Genomic DNA, 16,464 nt, shown 5'->3' on the forward strand with positions numbered 1-16,464 from the left:
CCATCGGAGCCGAAGCTCTCGATTTGATTGTGGCTGCCATTCGGGTTACGCTTGTCAGAACCGAAGCTCTGCGCGCCGCCGTGGCAACTTGTATAACTTAGCACATCCGCTCGCCGTGTCAAATCGGCGACTCCGTGATGCTCAGCGTCACGACCCGGAGGTCGAAGCGCCACATCGTGCGCCATGCAGTGCCTTGAAGCACCGTCTGCCGCACCGAAGCCCGGACCAGTGGTCCAGCGGAGGCTTTACATCGTACGCTCACGATCCGTTCCCATCAAGAGGCGAACCTCTAACAAGGTGTGGAGTGAGGGGATGGTCCCCGCTTGAGGTGGGCCAGCGGGTCTCGACGCTCTGCGTCCGACTCTCGCTCGCCGCTCCTTTGGGGTGACGAGGAGTTACATTACGTCGATGTTTCGCGGGTCTGCAAATCGCTCGCGGCCCGGGCGTGTCGCCCGGGGGCGCCTAGCGGACGAAGGCTCCCGCGAAGCTCTTCTTGCCCCGGCGAAGCACGGCGATGCCGTCGATCAGCGGGAGATCGCCGAGGACGAGCGAGTCCTCCGAGACCACGACGTTGTTCACCGAGAGCCCTCCCTGCGCGAGGGCGCGGCGGGCCTCCCCCAGGCTCGCGACGAGTCGCGTCTCGAGGAAGGCCTGCAGCACGGGTGCCGCGGGGTCGACCTCGACGGTCGCAACCGCCTCGAGCGCACCGCGGAGGATGACCGGATCGATGCCGACCAGCGAGCCGCGTCCGAAGAGCGCGGCCGACGCGTCGACCACCGCCTGCGTCACCTCGTCCCCGTGCACGAGAGACGTCACCTCCCAGGCGAGGGCACGCTGGGCCTCCCGCTTGAAGGGCGCATCGAGGCCGGCCTGCTCGAGCCGCTCGATCTCGACGCGGGGCAGGAAGGTGAAGACCTTGAGGCGGTCGATCGCATCGCGGTCGTCGGTGTTGAGCCAGAACTGGTAGAACGCGTACGGGCTCGTCAGCTCGGGATCGAGCCAGACGGCGTTGCCCTCGCTCTTGCCGAACTTGGTCCCGTCGCTGTTCATCACCAGGGGCGTGCCGATGGCGTGCACCGACACCCCCTCGGTGCGGTGGATCAGATCCGTCCCGCTGGTGAGGTTGCCCCACTGGTCGCTGCCACCCGTCTGCAGGACGCAGCCGTACTGGCGGTAGAGCTCGAGGTAGTCGAGCCCCTGCAGGATCTGGTAGCTGAACTCCGTGTAGCTGATGCCGGCGTCCGAATTCAGGCGCGCGCTGACCGCGTCCTTCTTGAGCATCGTGCCGACCCGGAAGTGCTTGCCGATCTCGCGCAGGAAGTCGATCGCCGAGAGCGGCGCCGTCCAGTCGAGGTTGTTCACCAGGCGCATCGGATTGTCGCCGTCGACCGCCAGGAACCGCGAGACCTGCGCCTGCAGCCGGGCCACCCAGTCGAGCACCGTCTCGCGCGGGGTCAGAGTGCGCTCCGCGGTGGGCCGGGGATCGCCGATCAGTCCGGTCGATCCGCCGACGAGGCCCAGCGGTCGGTGGCCGGCGAGCTGCAGCCGGCGCATCAGGATCAGCTGGACGAGATTGCCGAGGTGGAGGCTGGGCGCCGTCGGGTCGAATCCGCAGTAGTAGGTGATCGGCTCGCCTGCGAGCAGGTCGCGGAGTGCCGCGCGATCGGTGGAGACGTGGACGGAACCGCGCCACAGCAGCTCGTCCCAGACGGTCTCGAAGGACGCGTCCAGCGCGGGGGGCGTCGAGGATCCTCGGGGCGTCTCGTCGGTCACTCTCCGAGGGTACCGCGGAGTGCGCCGACTCCCCCGCGAGAGTGAAGTCCACAGGCTTGATTGCGGCAGATCAAGTCTCGATACTTGATGCGGAGGTGCTCCATGTTCGTCATCACTGCCGACCAGCGCGACAGCCGCCACGACGACGACCGGGTCGATCGCGTGATCACCGGTCTGCTCGAGACGCAGCGCGACGCCTTCGTCCTGCCCCCCGAGCGGACGGCGGGCGACGAGTTCCAGTTCGTCCTCGATCGGGCCGACGCCGCCGTCGAGGTGGTGCTGGCCCTGCACCGGGAGGCGCACTGGAGCATCGGCCTGGGCGTCGGGCGGATCGAGCGCCCCCTCCCCGCGACGACCCGCGCCGCCCGCGGCGAGGCGTACTTCGCGGCGCGCCGGGCCGTCGAGGCCGCGAAGAACCGGCAGAGCAGGTTCTCGCTCGACCCCGACGCCCCGGCCGCCCCCTTCCCCTCGATCGCCGACGCCCAGGCGCTGCTGGACCCGCTGCTCCACCTGCGCGACTCGCGCACAGCCGCCGGCTGGCAGATCGTCGACCTCCTCGACTCCGGCCGCACGCAGAAGGAGGCCGCCGAGCACCTCGCCATCAGCCCCCAGGCCGTGAGCCTGCGGGTGCGCGCGGCCGACGCCCGGCTCGACGGACCCACCGCGGAGGCACTCGCCCGCCTGCTGACGGTGGTCGACCGTACGCTCGACCCCATCGACGAGAGGAACGAGCGATGACGGTGCTCCCCGCTTCCCTGACCAGCACAGTGGCGGCCACGGTGCAGTCCGTCTCCTGGACGGGCGTGGTGCTCGCCCTCGTCGCCGGGCTCGTCGGCGCGGTGCTCGCCGTCCGACTGCGCCGCCCCCCTCTCGCCTGGATCAGCGTCGGAGCGACAACGGCCGCCTTCCTCCTCACCGGCCTCGCCGGCTCCTCGGCTCCGGTGCCGCTGGTGCTCGCCGTCGCCGCGCTCGCCTTCGCGATCGCCGTGATCGGGGGCGGCCCGGTCGTGCTGATGACGCTCGACCTCGCCACGACGGACTCCCGGAGCGGCACCCACGGCGGGATCATCATCGCGGGACCGCCCTCGCGCGCCTCCTCCGCCGCGGGGTCGCCGAGCGCGATCGGCCAGCCCATCGAGGTGCTGCGGGGCGGGACCACCATCGGCCTGCTCGAGCGGATCGCGACGGCCGGTGCTCTCATGAGCGGACTGCCCGAGGGCGTGGCGGTCGTCGTGGCGGTGAAGGGCGTCGGCCGCTTCAGCGAGCTCGCGTCACCCGAGGCGCGCGAGCGGTTCATCATCGGGACGCTCGCGAGCCTCGCCTGGTCGGCCGCGCTCGGGACGCTCGCCCGGATCTATCTCGCCGGCTGATCTCCGGCGGCGCAGCGGGGCACCGCGCGCCGGTACGGCGACACCGTCGGCTCCCCCTCCAGGTGGAACCGCCACGGGTACTCGGCACCGCCGCCCGCGCCGGACACCCCTGTCCGGACCGTGGAGACCACGGTGCCGAGGCGATCGGGAGGCAGCAGCTCGAAGGACCGCTCCATCGGATCCCCCGACTCGGCGAGCAGGACGCCGAGCGCCTTCGCGAGTCGCGCGGGGCCCCGGGCCAGATCCCGCGCGGGAACGGCTCCACGGCGCTCGCGAGCGAGCTCCTCGCCCACGACGATCTCGCCCGCGCGCAGCAGCACCGCCGAGGCGGCGCCCTCCGGAGCGCAGACGAGGTTGAGGCAGGTGTGCATCCCGTAGGTGAAGTAGGCGTACACCGTGCCGGGCGGCCCGAACATCGGCAGGGTGCGCTTCGTCGGTCCGCGGAAGCTGTGCGACCCCGGGTCGACGCCCGGGCCGAGGTAGGCCTCGACCTCGGTGAGGCGCACGCCGACCACTCCGTCCGCCGTCCGATGGAGCAGCGTGCAGCCCAGCAGATCGGGCGCGACCTCCAGCGCCGACAGCGACAGATCCGGCAGCGCTGCCTTCGACGAGGTCACGACGACGCGGACCGCACGCTAGAAGAAGCTCTGCCCGGAGACGACCGTGACGATGATCACGGCGAGGATGACGACCGCGGCCACGAGGACCAGCGTGCGCTGCTGCCAGGGCCGGAGCGGCGGACGGCCGTCGTCCTGGTCGTCGTCCCTGCGGAGCGTCATGCGCCGTCCCCCCGGAGTGCGGACCGGACCAGGCGGACGCGCTCGGTGAGCTGCGCGAGCTGCTCCGCCACGCGCGCCGGTGCGGTCCCGCCGACCCCGTCGCGACTGGCCACGGAGCCCTCGATGCTCAGCACGGAGCGGACGTCGGGGGTCAGCAGCGGCGATACGGCGGCGAGCGCCTCGTCGTCGAGCTTGTCGAGCCCCAGATCGCGCGACTCGGCCGCCTTGACCAGCTCGCCCGTGATCTCGTGGGCGTCGCGGAAGGGCACGTGCTTCTTCACGAGCCACTCCGCCACGTCGGTGGCGAGCGAGAAGCCCTCGGGCGCGAGCTCCGCCATCCGCTCGGTGTGGAAGGTCAGGGTCGCGATCATGCCGCTGAACGCGGGCAGCAGTACCTCGAGCGTCGTGACGGAGTCGAAGACGGGCTCCTTGTCCTCCTGCAGATCGCGGTTGTACGCGAGCGGGAGCGCCTTCAGCGTCGCGAGCAGACCGGTCAGGTTGCCGACGAGCCGCCCGGCCTTGCCGCGCGCGAGCTCGGCGATGTCGGGGTTCTTCTTCTGCGGCATGATCGAGGAACCGGTCGAGTAGCCGTCGTCCAGCGTGACGAAGCCGAACTCGCGCGTGTTCCACAGGATGATCTCCTCGGCGATGCGGGAGACGTCGATGCCGATCATCGCGGTGACGAAGGCGAACTCCGCGACCAGATCGCGGCTCGCGGTCCCGTCGATCGAGTTGGGCACGCTGGAGGCGAAGCCGAGCTCGCGCGCGACCGCCTCGGCGTCGAGACCCAGCGTCGAGCCCGCGAGCGCGCCCGACCCGTAGGGCGACACGTCGGCCCGCACCGCCCAGTCGCGGAGGCGCTCGAGGTCGCGCAGCAGCGCCCATGCATGGGCGAGGAGGTGGTGCGCGAGCAGCACGGGCTGCGCGTGCTGGAGGTGCGTGCGGCCCGGCATGATCGCCGCCGGGTGCGCCGACGCCTGAGCGGCGACGGCGTCGATCAGCTGCACCACCAGCTCCGAGATCACCGCGGCGTGGTCGCGGAGGTACATCCGCACGAACGTGGCGATCTGGTCGTTGCGCGAGCGACCGGCGCGCAGCTTGCCGCCGAGCTCGGGGCCGGCCTCGAGCATCAGCCCGCGCTCGAGCGCGCCGTGCACGTCCTCGTCCGACTCCTCGGCGCGGAAGCTCCCGTCGACGACCGCGGTGCGGAGGCGCTCGAGCGCGTCGAGCATGCCGGTCAGCTCGGCCGAGTCGAGGTAGCCCGCGGCCGAGAGCGCACGGGCGTGAGCCCTCGATCCCGCGATGTCGTACTCGGCGAGCTGCCAGTCGAAGTGGGTCGACTTCGAGAGTGCCGCGAGCTCGGGCGACGGGCCGCCGGCGAACCGGCCGCCCCAGAGCGCGCCGGCCTCGCCCGAGCGGGCGGAGGGTCGTTCCGTCATGGTTCTCCTCGGTGTCTGCGGCCTCGGTGCGCGAGGACGCGGGTCTGCAGCCTCGAGTCCCGCCCGGTGAGAGGGCGCGGTGCCTCGTGATCGGCTGTCGAGTCTAGTGAGCGGCCTCGGTGCTGCCGGCCCGCTCCAGGAGCCAGACCAGCAGGGCCTTCTGCGCGTGCAGGCGGTTCTCGGCCTCGTCCCAGATCACGCTCTGCGGGCCGTCGATCACGTCGGCGGTCACCTCGTAGCCGCGATCGGCCGGCAGGCAGTGCAGGAAGAGCGCGTCCGGCTCGGCCGCCGCCATCGTGGCCGCATCGACCCGGTAGTCGCCGAAGGTCGCGACGCGCGCGGCCTTCTCCTCCTCCTTGCCCATCGACACCCAGGTGTCGGTGATCACGATGTCGGAGCCGGCGGCGCCCGCGGCGGGGTCGGTCGTCGTCGTCGCAGAGCCGCCGGTGGTCGCGGCGATGCGCTGGGCGTCGGCCAGCACGGCCGGATCGGGGGCGTAGGAGTCGGGCGAGACGATGCGGACGTGCATGCCCGCCGTCGCTCCCGCCAGCAGGTAGGAGTGCGCCATGTTGCTCGCGCCGTCGCCGAAGAAGGTCAGCGTCAGACCGGCCAGCCGACCGCGGTGCTCGCGGATGGTCAGGAGGTCGGCGAGCAGCTGGCAGGGGTGGAACTCGTCCGAGAGCGCGTTGACGACCGGGACGCGGGTCCCCTCCGCCATCTGCTCGAGACCCGACTGCGCGTAGGTGCGCCAGACGATCGCCGCGACCTGGCGCTCGAGGACGCGCGCCGTGTCGGAGGCGGTCTCCTTGCCCCCGAGCTGGCTGCTCGCCGTCGAGATGATCAAGGGGCTGCCGCCGAGGTCGGCGATGCCGACCGCGAAGGACACGCGGGTGCGGGTGGAGGACTTGTCGAAGATCACCGCGACGGTCTGGGGACCGGCGAGCGGCGTGCGCGCGAAGCGGTCGCGCTTGAGCTCGAGTGCGAGATCGAGGATCTCGGCCTGCTCGGCGGGGCTGATGTCGTCGTCGCGGAGGAAGTGGCGGGTCACGGGTGCTGGTCGCTTTCGATTCGGGGTGGTCGGTCGGGTCAGAGGCTCAGCGTGCGGAGCGCGCGGGCGAGGCGGGCGGCGAACTCGTCGACCTCGGCTTCCGAGACGATCAGCGGCGGCGCGAGGCGGATGCTCGAGTCGTTCGCCGCGTTCACGATGAGGCCCTCCTCGAGCGCGGCCGCGGCGAGGGCGCCGGCGACGGGCTCGGCGAGGGCGATGCCGAGCAGGAGCCCGGCGCCGCGGACGGAGTCGACGAGCGGCGAGCCGATCTCGAGGACGGCGCGCACGATCTGCTCACCGCGCTCACGGGCGTTCCGCACCAGGTCCGCCCGCTCGATCTCGCCGAGCACCGCTCCGGCGACCGCGGTCGCCAGCGGATTCCCGCCGAAGGTGCTGCCGTGCTGGCCCTTCTGGAACAGCGCGGACGCGGCGCCGAAGGTCACCAGCGCGCCGATCGGGAATCCTCCGCCGAGCCCCTTGGCCAGGGTCACGGCGTCGGGGACGATGCCGGAGCGCTGATAGGCGAACCAGCTGCCGGTGCGGCCGACGCCGGTCTGGATCTCGTCGACGATCAGGAGCACGCCGTGCTCGCGGGTGAGCTCGCGGGCCCGCTCGAGGAATCCGTCGGGCAGCGGGACGACCCCCGCCTCCCCCTGGATCGGCTCGACCACCAGCGCGGCGACCGAGTCGTCCACCGCCGCCTCGAGCGCCTCGAGCGTCGCGTCGATGTGCTCGACCCCGCCGGGCATCGGCTCGAAGGGCGCCCGCATCGCAGCCTTGCCCGTGAGTGCGAGCGCGCCCATCGTCCGCCCGTGGAAGGCGTTGTGCAGCGCGAGCACGCGGTGCCGTCCGCCGCCGGAGTTCAGGCGGGCGAGCTTGAACGCGGCCTCGTTGGCCTCGGTGCCCGAGTTGGCGAAGTAGACGCGACCGGTCTCGCCGGCGCCGGTCAGCCTCCGCAGGGTCTCGGCGAGCTCGATCTGCGGCGCGGTCGCGAAGTAGTTCGAGACATGCGCGAGGGCTCCGGCCTGGCGGCTGACCGCCTCGACGAAGACCGGGTGCGCGTGACCGAGGGAGTTGACGGCGATCCCGCCGAGGAAGTCGAGGTACTCACGCCCGTCGACGTCCCAGACGCGGCAGCCCACGCCGTGGTCGAGGACGGCGAGCGGGGGCGCGAAGGTCTGCATCATCGCGGAGGCGTAGCGCCCGCGCGCGGCGTCGGTCCGATTCGCGTCGGTGGTGGCGGGGTCGGTGTCGGTGGTCATCTGTCGAGCCTTTCGATCGGAGCGGTCCGGCCTCGTGGGCCGTCGGTGCGCCGCCCGGTGTCGGGTGGGCGCTCGGAGCCGGGGCCGCTGCGGATCAGCGGCCCGACATTCGCTCCCGGTTCGGGCTCGCGACGACCTCGGTGCCGATCCCCTCGGAGGTGAAGACCTCGAGGAGGATCGAGTGCGGCACGCGGCCGTCGATGATGGCGGCCTTGGGCACTCCGCCGAGCACCGCGTCGAGGCACGCGGTCATCTTGGGGATCATCCCCGACTCGAGCGAGGGCAGCAGGGCCGTCAGCTCGTCCGACGACAGGTGCGAGACGAGGGAGTCGCGGTTCGGCCAGTCGGAGTAGAGACCGGCGACATCGGTGAGGATGACGAGCTTCTCGGCGCCGAGGGCGACGGCGAGTGCCGCGGCGGCGGCATCCGCGTTGACGTTCAGCGACTGCGTCGGGTCGTCGGCGTCGGGCGCGATCGACGAGACCACCGGGATCCGGCCCGCCTCGAGCTGTGCGAGGACCGCGGCCGGATCGACCGCGACGACATCGCCCACCAGCCCCAGGTCGTGCTCGACCCCGTCGAGGACGACACCGCGCCGGCGGCCGACGAAGAGACCCGCGTCCTCTCCCGAGATCCCGGCGGAGAGCGGGCCGTGCTCGTTGATCCTGCGGACGATGTCGCGGCTGATGCTGCCCGTCAGCACCATCCGCACGACCTCCATGGCCTCGGGGCTCGTCACGCGGTAGCCGCCGCGGAACTCGCTGGCGATCCCGAGCCGGTCGAGCATCGTCGAGATCTGCGGACCACCGCCGTGCACGACGACGGGTCGGATCCCGGCGTAGCGCAGATAGACGATGTCCTGCGCGAAGGCGCGCTGGAGCTCCTCGGAGACCATCGCGTTGCCGCCGAACTTGATGACCATGGTGCGGCCGTGGAATCGCTGCAGCCACGGCAGGGCCTCGATCAGCGTCCCGGCCTTGACGGCGGCGGCCTCGCGGAGCGCCAGGCCCTCGGCCTCTGTGAGATTCTCGTCGGTCATCGGATCCTCAGCTCGAGTAGGCCGAGTTCTCGTGCACGTAGTCGTGCGTGAGGTCGTTGGTCCAGATCGTCGCGGTGGCGTCGCCGGCGTGCAGGTCGATGTCGACCGCCACCTTCCGCGGAGACAGGTCGACGAGGTCGCGGCTCTCGAAGGGCTCGCCGGCCCGGCAGACCTGGACGCCGTTCATCGCGACGTCGATCCCGTACGGGTCGAACTCGGCGTCGGTGGTGCCGACCGCCGCCAGCACCCGACCCCAGTTGGGGTCGTTGCCGAAGATGGCGGCCTTGAAGAGGTTGCTCCGCGAGACGGCCCGCGCGACCACGACGGCCTCGTCCTCGGAGGCCGCGTTCACGACGCGGATCGCGACGTCGTGAGCGGCACCCTCGGCGTCGGCCTGCAGCTGCAGGGTGAGGTCGCGGCAGACCTCGGTCAGGGCGGCGGTGAAGGCGTCGGCGTCGGGCGTCACTCCGCTCGCGCCGCTCGCGAGGAGGGCGACGGTGTCGTTCGTCGACATGCAGCCGTCGGAGTCGAGGCGGTCGAAGGTCACGCGCGTCGAGGCGCGGAGGGCGGCATCGAGCTCGGCGGGCTCGAGTGCGGCATCGGTCGTGATGACGACCAGCATCGTCGCGAGGCCCGGCGCGAGCATTCCGGCGCCCTTGGCCATGCCGCCGATGCTCCAGCCCTGCTCGGAGCGGACGGTCGCCTGCTTGGGGACCGTGTCGGTGGTCATGATCGCGCGCGCGGCGGCCTCGCCGTCGTCGATGCCGGTGGCGCCCGCGAGCGATGCGGCCGCCTCCGTCACTCCGCCCGTGAGCTTGCCGAGGTCGAGCTGATCGCCGATGAGGCCCGTCGAGCAGACCAGGACGTCGACCGCGGAGACGCCGAGCGCTCCGCCGACGGCCTCGGCCGTGCCGTGGGTGACCTGGAAGCCCTGGGCGCCCGTGTAGCAGTTGGCGCCTCCGGAGTTGAGGACGATCGCGGAGACGATGCCGTCGCGCATGACCTGCTCGCTCCACAGCACCGGGTTGGCCTTGCAGCGGTTGCTGGTGAACACCGCGGCCGCACTCTGGAGCGGACCGAGGTTGCGGACGAGCGCCAGGTCGCGCGCGCCCGTCGACTTGAGGCCCGCGACGACGCCCGCGGCCTCGAATCCTGCTGCTGCAGTGACGCTCACGGCGCGACTCCGTTCACACTGAGGCCGAGGGACTCGGGGAGGCCCAGGGCGATGTTGGTCGACTGGATCGCGGCACCCGCGGTGCCCTTGACGAGGTTGTCGATCGCGGTCACGACGACGACTCGGCGGGCGCGCTCGTCGACGGCCAGTCCGATCAGGGCCGTGTTCGCGCCGACGACGTCCGCCGTCCGCGGGAAGGACCCCGCCGGGAGCAGTTGGACGAAGGTCTCGTCGCCGTAGGCCGCCTCCCAGGCCGCCCGCACATCGGCCGCGGAGACCCCGGGCGCGAGGCGAGCGGCCGAGGTCGCGAGGATCCCCCGCGACATCGGCACGAGGACCGGGGTGAACGAGATCGAGACCGGGCCGGCGCCGGCGAGCGCGAGGTTCTGCCGGATCTCGGGGTTGTGGCGGTGACCGCCCCCCACTCCGTAGGCGTGCGCGGAGCCGAGCAGCTCGCTCGCGAGGAGGTCGGTGCGCAGGCTCTTGCCCGCACCCGACGGCCCGACGGCCAGCACCGAGACGAGATCGCCGGGCTCGATGACCCCGGCGTGGAGGCCCGGCGCGAGGCCGAGCGTGATCGCGGTGACGTTGCAGCCGGGCACGGCGATGCGCCGCGCGCCGGCCAGGGCGTCGCGCTGCTTGCGTCCGCCCCCGGCCAGGAGGAGCTCGGGGAGCCCGTACGGCCACGCGCCGGCGAACTCGCCGCCGTAGTAGTCGGCCCAGTCCTGCTCGTCGGTCAGCCGGTGGTCGGCACCGCAGTCGACGACGAGGACGTCGTCGGGCAGCGTCGCGGTGATGGCTCCGGATGCGCCGTGCGGCAGCGCGAGGAAGACGACGTCGTGCCCGGCGAGGTTCTCGGTCGTGGTGTCGACGAGGACGAGATCGCGGAGCGAGCGCAGGTGCGGCTGCACCGCGACCAGGGGCTGCCCGGCGTTGGAGTGCGCCGTCACCGTGCGCACCTCGAACTCGGGATGGTCGGCGAGCAGGCGCAGCAGCTCGCCGCCCGCGTACCCGCTCGCTCCGGCCACCGCCACGGAAAAAGTCATGCCCGAGAGCCTAGTCCGTGCGGGGGAACGGCTTCGCCGGGCATCACTCCCTCAGCTGCGCGCCGAACCGGTCGGCGGCCACCGCGACTCCGCCCTGCTTAGCCGCCGTCGCCTCCGTCGCGGTCAGCGTGCGGTCGGCGGCACGGAAGCGCAGCGCGAAGGTGAGCGACTTGGAGCCGGCCGGGACGCCGGCACCGCGGTAGTCGTCGACGAGGCGGATCGCCTCGAGCAGCTCCCCGGCCCCCTCCGCGACGGCCTCGGCGAGCGACGCGGCGGGCACCTCCGACGGCACGACCAGCGACAGGTCCTGCGTGGCCGCCGGGAGCGCGCCGACCGGTCGAGCGACGACGACACCGCCGGCGCGGGCGATGACGGGGTCGAGGTCGAGCTCGACGACGGCCACCCGCCGGGGCAGGTCGAGCTCTTCGGCGAGCGAGGGCAGGAGCTCGCCGGCGTGACCGATCACCGCGCCGTCGAGCACGATCTCGGCGGTGCGGCCGGGGTGCAGCGCGGCGTGCGCGCCCTGCCGCACGACGAGGTCGACGCCACTGGCCGTCGACACCTCGCGGACGACGTCGAGGGCGTCACGCCAATCGAAGTCGCGGGCGGCCACACCGGGCTGGCGCTCGACGGCGGCGCCGGTGAGCAGTGCCGCGACGTGCAGGGGCTGGGCGGGGATGCCGGCGTTCAGCTCGGCCTCCACCTCGGCCGAGGGTCGCACGGCGCCCCGGGGCAGCGCGCCCGAGCCGAACGGGCGGCCGGCCTCGGGGACGAAGACGGAGCCGAGCTCGTAGAGCGCGAGGTCGGTCAGTCCGCGCGAGCGGTTGCGAGCCGCGATCTGCACGAGCCCGGGCAGCAGCGTGAGACGCAGCTGCGCGGCGGTCGCGTCGAGCGGGTTGGCCAGGGTGATCTGCTCGCGGGGCTCGCCGTCGACCGACCCGAGGCGGTCGTTGACCGCGCGCGAGAGGAACGGGTACGAGAGCACCTCGGTGAGTCCGCTCGCGGCCAGGGTCTGGGCGACCGTCCGCCGCAGGCGCTGACCCGTAGTGAGACCGCGTCCTGGCGGCGCGACCGGCAGCACCGAGGGGATGCGGTCGTACCCGGTGATCCGGGCGACCTCCTCGGCCAGAGTCGACTTGTCGGTGAGGTCGGGGCGCCAGCTCGGCGGAGTGACGAGCAGGCCCGAGCCGCCGACGTCGACGGAGGCGCCGATCTCGACCAGCGAGCCGCGGATCTCCTCCGGCGTGTACTCGACGCCGACGAGGCGGGAGACGTAGCCGTCGGGCAGCTCGATGACGGCCGCGTCGCGAGGATCGACGATCGTCGAGCCGAGCTCGTCGGCGGTGCCGCCCGCCAGCTCGACCAGCAGCTGGACCGCGCGTGCCGCGGCGACGGCGGCGACCAGCGGATCGACTCCGCGCTCGAAGCGCTTGGACGCCTCGCTCGGCAGCTTGTGCCGGCGGGCGGTCCGCGCGATCGACACCGGGTCGAAGTTGGCGGCCTCGAGGAGGACGTCGGTCGTCGCAGAGCCGATCTCGGTGCGCGCGCCGCCCATTACGCCGGCGAGCCCGACGGCTCCGCCCGCGTCCGCGATGACGAGGTCTTCGGCGTGAAGGCGCCGGATCTGCCCGTCGAGCGTCTCGAGGGTCTCCCCCGGCTCGGCACGGCGCACGACGATGCCGCCCTGGAGGGCGTCGAGGTCGTAGCCGTGCAGCGGCTGGCCGAGCTCGAACATGACGTAGTTGGTGATGTCGACGATCAGCGAGATCGAGCGGACGCCGGCGAGGCGCAGGCGCGCGACCATCCAGGGCGGCGTCGGGCGGCTCGCGTCGACCCCTCGGACGACGCGGGTCACGAAGACGGAGGCGCCGTCACGACCGCGGATCGGCGCGTCGTCCTCGAGGGCGACCGGGAACACCGGCGCCGACTCGGAGCGCTCGGGCGCGGTGATCGCCAGCGCGGGATCGCGGAAGGAGGCGCCGGTCGCGTGGGCGTACTCGCGGGCGATGCCGCGGATCGAGAAGGCGTAGCCGCGGTCGGGGGTCACGTTGACCTCGACCGCCTCGTCGTCGAGCCCGAGGAGCGCGATGGCGTCGGTGCCCACCTCCGGGTCGATGCCGAGGCTCGCCAGACGGAGGATGCCGTCGTGGTCGTCGCCGAGACCCAGCTCGCGGCTCGACGCGATCATGCCGTCGGAGACGTGACCGTAGGTCTTCCGCGCCGAGATCGGGAACGGACCGGGGAGGACCGCACCGGGCAGCGACACGACGACCTTGTCCCCGGCCGTGAAGTTGTGCGCGCCGCAGACGATGCCGCGGACGTCGCCGCCGCCGTCGGCCGCGAGAGCTCCCTCCGGAGCCACGCGCACGGTGCACCAGTTGATCGTCTTGCCGTTCTTCTGCGGCTCGGGGACGAGATCGAGGACCTCGCCGACCACCACGGGGCCGGTCACCTCGAAGCGGTGGACGTCCTCCTCCTCGAGACCGACCGACACGAGCGCCGCGTGGACGGCCTCGGTCGTGACTCCCTGCTCGAGGTCGACGTACTCGCCCAGCCAGCTCAGCGGGATGCGCATCAGATCACCATTCCGTACTGCTTGCTGAAGCGGACATCGCCCTCGACCATGTCGCGCATGTCCTTCACGTCGTTGCGGAACATCAGGGTCCGCTCGATCCCCATGCCGAAGGCGAAGCCGGAGAACTCCTCCGGGTCGATGCCGGCCGCGCGGAGCACGTTGGGGTTGACCATGCCGCAGCCGCCCCACTCGATCCAGCGCGCGCCGCCGACGAAGGTGGGGTGCCAGATGTCGAGCTCGGCGCTCGGCTCGGTGAAGGGGAAGTAGTTGGGGCGGAGCCGGATCCTCGCCTCGTCGCCGAACATGATCCTCGCGACGTGCTCGAGGGTTCCGCGCAGGTGCGCCATCGTGAGGCCGCGGTCGACGGCGAGCCCCTCGAACTGCGTGAAGACGGGGGTGTGCGTGGCGTCGAGCTCGTCGGTGCGGTAGACGCGTCCGGGCGCGATCACGTAGACCGGAGGCGTGCGCTCGAGCATCGAGCGGATCTGCACCGGGCTCGTGTGCGTGCGCAGCACGAGATGCGAGTCGACGGGGTCGACGAAGAAGGTGTCCTGCATCGCGCGGGCCGGGTGGTCCTCGTCGAAGTTCAGGGCGTCGAAGTTGAACCACTCGTTCTCGAGCTCGGGCCCCTCGGCGATCTCCCAGCCCATGCCGACGAAGACATCGGCGATCGACTCCTGGAGGAGCGAGAGCGGGTGGCGCGCCCCCTGGCGGACGAACGACGCCCCGGCGGTGACGTCGACGCGCTCGGCGTCGAGGGCGGCGGCCTCCTCGGCGGCGACGAGCTCGAGCTCGCGGGCGGAGTAGGCGTCGCCGACCTGCTTGCGGGCACCCCCGACGAGCTTGCCGGAGGCGGCCTTGGACTCGGGCGGGACCGAGCGCATCTGCGCGTTCAGCCGGGCGAGAGCGGAGCCCTCACCGAGGTGAGCGGCGCGGGCCGTCTTCAGGGCTGCGGAGTCGCCGGCCGCGCTGATCGCGGTGAGCGCCTCGGCGACCGCGGCCGAGACGGCCTCGTCGGTGATCGGGTTGCTGTCAGACACGATGAATGAGTCTAGATCGTCTCCATCGCCCGAGGGCGACGGCGACCGCAGTCGGCTCCCGGGGTGGTGCGTCGCGAAGAGCGGGTCGCGACCGGCTAGACCGGATCGCTGGCACGCGATCCGCCCGTTCGCCTTGAACTGCCAGTCGATGTGCAGATGCGCCGTGGGCACGGGTGATGGCCCGTGCGACTTTCCGGTGGTCACCGAAGGGGCCGCGTGCCAGCAGATCGCCGACCTGCGCGAGGCGAACGACCGGATCGCGTGTCAGCGATTCGATCCAGCCGAACGCTCGCCGCTCTGTGGAACACATCACCTCGGAGAGCCGACCGCGGTCGGGATCGCCCTCGGGCGATCCCGACGAACGAGTTCAGTCCTGGGCGGCGATGAGGGCGGTGTTCGTGGTGGCGCGCGCCGCCGGGTGGCCCGTGCCACCGCGGCCGCTGCTCTTGGTCTTGACCTCGACCCACTTCGCGATGCCCGAGAGGATCAGGCAGATGCCGATGTAGATCGCGCCGATGACGATCGCGGCGGGGATGATCGGGCTGTCGAGGCTCGACTGGCTGCCGAGGTACTTCGCGTAGTAGAGGAGCTCGTTGTAGGTGATGATCGAGCCGAGCGCCGTGTCCTTGAGGGCGACGACGAGCTGCGCGATGATCACGGGCAGCATCGTCCGGATCGCCTGCGGGAACAGGATCAGGCGCATGACGCCGGCCTTCCGCAGCCCGATGGCGTAGCCCGCCTCCTTCTGACCGCGCGGGAGGGCCTCGATGCCCGCTCGGAAGATCTCGGAGAAGACGGAGCCGTTGTAGAGCGTCAGCGCGATGACGACCGCGAGGTACGGGGTGAGCTTGAGGCCGACGAACGGGAGCCCGTAGTACATCAGCATCATCAGGATGAGGACCGGGATCGCCCGGAACAGCTCGATGAAGAGCGTGACGGGGACACTGATCCAGCGTCGGTCCGAGAGCCGGCCGACCGCGAGGACCAGGCCGAGGACGAGGCTCGCGACACCGGCCGCGGCGAACGCGCCGAGGGTCTGCCCCAGCGCGGCTCCGATGCTCTGCCACACCAGCGGGTACTGGAACGCCCGCCACTTCTCGGCCGAGAACTGCCCCGACTCGGCGAAACGCCAGAGGATGAAGGCGAAGATCGCGGCGACCAGCACGATCACGGCGGCGCCGATGATGCGGTTGCGGACGATCGCGCGAGGACCGGGGTTGTCGAAGAGGACGGAGCTCATCGGGCGACCCTCCACTTCTTCTCGAGCTGACGCTGGACGACCGAGAGCACGGAGACCAGCAGGACGAAGACGAGGGCGACCCAGAGCAGGACGATGAGGCTGTTCTCGCCGCGCTCGTTCAGCTCGCGGACGATGGTGCCCGACTCGGCGACCGAGAAGCCCGCCGCGACCGTGGTGTTCTTCAGCAGCGCGATCAGGACGCTCATCAGCGGCGGGATCACGGAGCGGAACGCCTGGGGCAGGACCACCTGGGTCATCGTCAGGCCGAAGTCGAGGCCGATCGCGCGGGCGGCCTCCGCCTGGCCGATCGGCACGGTGTTGATGCCCGAGCGGAGCACCTCGGCGACGTAGGTCGCGGTGTAGAGGCTGAGGGCGCAGATCGCCAGGTTGGTGTAGTCGACGTCGGGCAGACCCAGCTTGGGGTAGCCGAACGCGAAGAAGAACATCAGGAGCGTGAGGGGCGTGTTCCGGATGGTGTTGACGTAGACCGTCCCGACGGCCCGAGCGATCGGCACGGGCGAGACGCGCATCGCTCCCACGACCGTCCCGATGAGCAGGGCGAAGACGAGCGAGACGGCGAACAGCACGAGCGTGTTGCCGAAGGCGGGAACGTACACGTCGAGGTTGTTCAGCAGAACATCCATGCGGCGAGCCCTTTCATCGGGAGGTGGGAGGGAGA

The 16,464-nt window shown here is 71.7% G+C and carries 15 protein-coding genes; 2 read left to right on the forward strand and 13 right to left on the reverse strand.

Annotated elements, in window-relative coordinates; translation table 11 throughout:
* Nucleotides 1-462: 462 nt before the first annotated feature.
* Complete coding sequence (gene tyrS / locus GRS92_RS15300; protein ID WP_159857960.1) at nucleotides 463-1,773, reverse strand: tyrosine--tRNA ligase; 1,311 nt, start codon at nucleotides 1,771-1,773, stop codon at nucleotides 463-465.
* Between the two features lie 102 nt (nucleotides 1,774-1,875).
* Between tyrS and GRS92_RS15305 the strand changes: the two genes are divergently transcribed.
* Together GRS92_RS15305 and GRS92_RS15310 are read left to right on the forward strand one after the other, a co-directional pair.
* On the forward strand, nucleotides 1,876-2,511 hold the full coding sequence (locus tag GRS92_RS15305; protein WP_159857962.1) for a DNA-binding protein: 636 nt from the start codon (nucleotides 1,876-1,878) through the stop codon (nucleotides 2,509-2,511).
* Entirely contained in the window at nucleotides 2,508-3,143 is a 636-nt protein-coding gene (locus GRS92_RS15310) for a hypothetical protein (protein WP_235022057.1), read from the forward strand. The genes GRS92_RS15305 and GRS92_RS15310 overlap by 4 nt, the downstream gene beginning before the upstream one ends.
* Here GRS92_RS15310 and GRS92_RS15315 read toward each other — a convergent pair.
* From GRS92_RS15315 to GRS92_RS15370, 12 genes are all read right to left on the reverse strand, one after another.
* Entirely contained in the window at nucleotides 3,128-3,760 is a 633-nt protein-coding gene (locus tag GRS92_RS15315) for a DNA-3-methyladenine glycosylase (RefSeq protein ID WP_204162409.1), read from the reverse strand. The two genes, GRS92_RS15310 and GRS92_RS15315, sit on opposite strands and share 16 nt — an antisense overlap.
* Before the next feature lie 18 nt (nucleotides 3,761-3,778).
* Nucleotides 3,779-3,922: a hypothetical protein gene (locus GRS92_RS15320; protein WP_159857964.1), complete on the reverse strand. Its 144-nt coding sequence runs from the start codon at nucleotides 3,920-3,922 to the stop codon at nucleotides 3,779-3,781.
* Nucleotides 3,919-5,361 (reverse strand): argininosuccinate lyase, encoded by a 1,443-nt coding sequence (gene argH, locus GRS92_RS15325; protein WP_159857966.1) that lies wholly within the window; start codon nucleotides 5,359-5,361, stop codon nucleotides 3,919-3,921. The genes GRS92_RS15320 and argH overlap by 4 nt, the downstream gene beginning before the upstream one ends.
* Before the next feature lie 103 nt (nucleotides 5,362-5,464).
* Nucleotides 5,465-6,409: an ornithine carbamoyltransferase gene (argF, locus tag GRS92_RS15330; protein ID WP_159857968.1), complete on the reverse strand. Its 945-nt coding sequence runs from the start codon at nucleotides 6,407-6,409 to the stop codon at nucleotides 5,465-5,467.
* Between the two features lie 38 nt (nucleotides 6,410-6,447).
* Nucleotides 6,448-7,671, reverse strand: a complete 1,224-nt coding sequence (locus tag GRS92_RS15335) for an acetylornithine transaminase (RefSeq protein ID WP_159857970.1) — start codon at nucleotides 7,669-7,671, stop codon at nucleotides 6,448-6,450.
* Between the two features lie 94 nt (nucleotides 7,672-7,765).
* Nucleotides 7,766-8,710, reverse strand: a complete 945-nt coding sequence (argB, locus tag GRS92_RS15340) for an acetylglutamate kinase (protein ID WP_159857972.1) — start codon at nucleotides 8,708-8,710, stop codon at nucleotides 7,766-7,768.
* 7 nt (nucleotides 8,711-8,717) lie between these two features.
* Nucleotides 8,718-9,884 (reverse strand): bifunctional glutamate N-acetyltransferase/amino-acid acetyltransferase ArgJ, encoded by a 1,167-nt coding sequence (gene argJ / locus GRS92_RS15345; protein ID WP_159857974.1) that lies wholly within the window; start codon nucleotides 9,882-9,884, stop codon nucleotides 8,718-8,720.
* Complete coding sequence (gene argC / locus GRS92_RS15350) at nucleotides 9,881-10,930, reverse strand: N-acetyl-gamma-glutamyl-phosphate reductase (RefSeq protein WP_159857976.1); 1,050 nt, start codon at nucleotides 10,928-10,930, stop codon at nucleotides 9,881-9,883. Before argC ends, argJ begins: the two co-directional genes overlap by 4 nt.
* A 43-nt stretch (nucleotides 10,931-10,973) precedes the next feature.
* A complete protein-coding gene (gene pheT / locus GRS92_RS15355; RefSeq protein WP_159857978.1) occupies nucleotides 10,974-13,505 on the reverse strand; it encodes a phenylalanine--tRNA ligase subunit beta in 2,532 nt (843 codons plus the stop codon).
* A complete protein-coding gene (gene pheS / locus GRS92_RS15360; protein WP_159857980.1) occupies nucleotides 13,505-14,545 on the reverse strand; it encodes a phenylalanine--tRNA ligase subunit alpha in 1,041 nt (346 codons plus the stop codon). Before pheS ends, pheT begins: the two co-directional genes overlap by 1 nt.
* A 367-nt stretch (nucleotides 14,546-14,912) precedes the next feature.
* Nucleotides 14,913-15,785, reverse strand: coding sequence for an amino acid ABC transporter permease (locus GRS92_RS15365; protein ID WP_159857982.1), 873 nt, complete (start codon nucleotides 15,783-15,785; stop codon nucleotides 14,913-14,915).
* Nucleotides 15,782-16,429: an amino acid ABC transporter permease gene (locus GRS92_RS15370; protein ID WP_159857984.1), complete on the reverse strand. Its 648-nt coding sequence runs from the start codon at nucleotides 16,427-16,429 to the stop codon at nucleotides 15,782-15,784. The genes GRS92_RS15365 and GRS92_RS15370 overlap by 4 nt, the downstream gene beginning before the upstream one ends.
* Between the last annotated feature and the right edge of the window lie 35 nt (nucleotides 16,430-16,464).

The organism is Rathayibacter sp. VKM Ac-2754 (assembly GCF_009807095.1).
Classification (GTDB): domain Bacteria; phylum Actinomycetota; class Actinomycetes; order Actinomycetales; family Microbacteriaceae; genus Rathayibacter.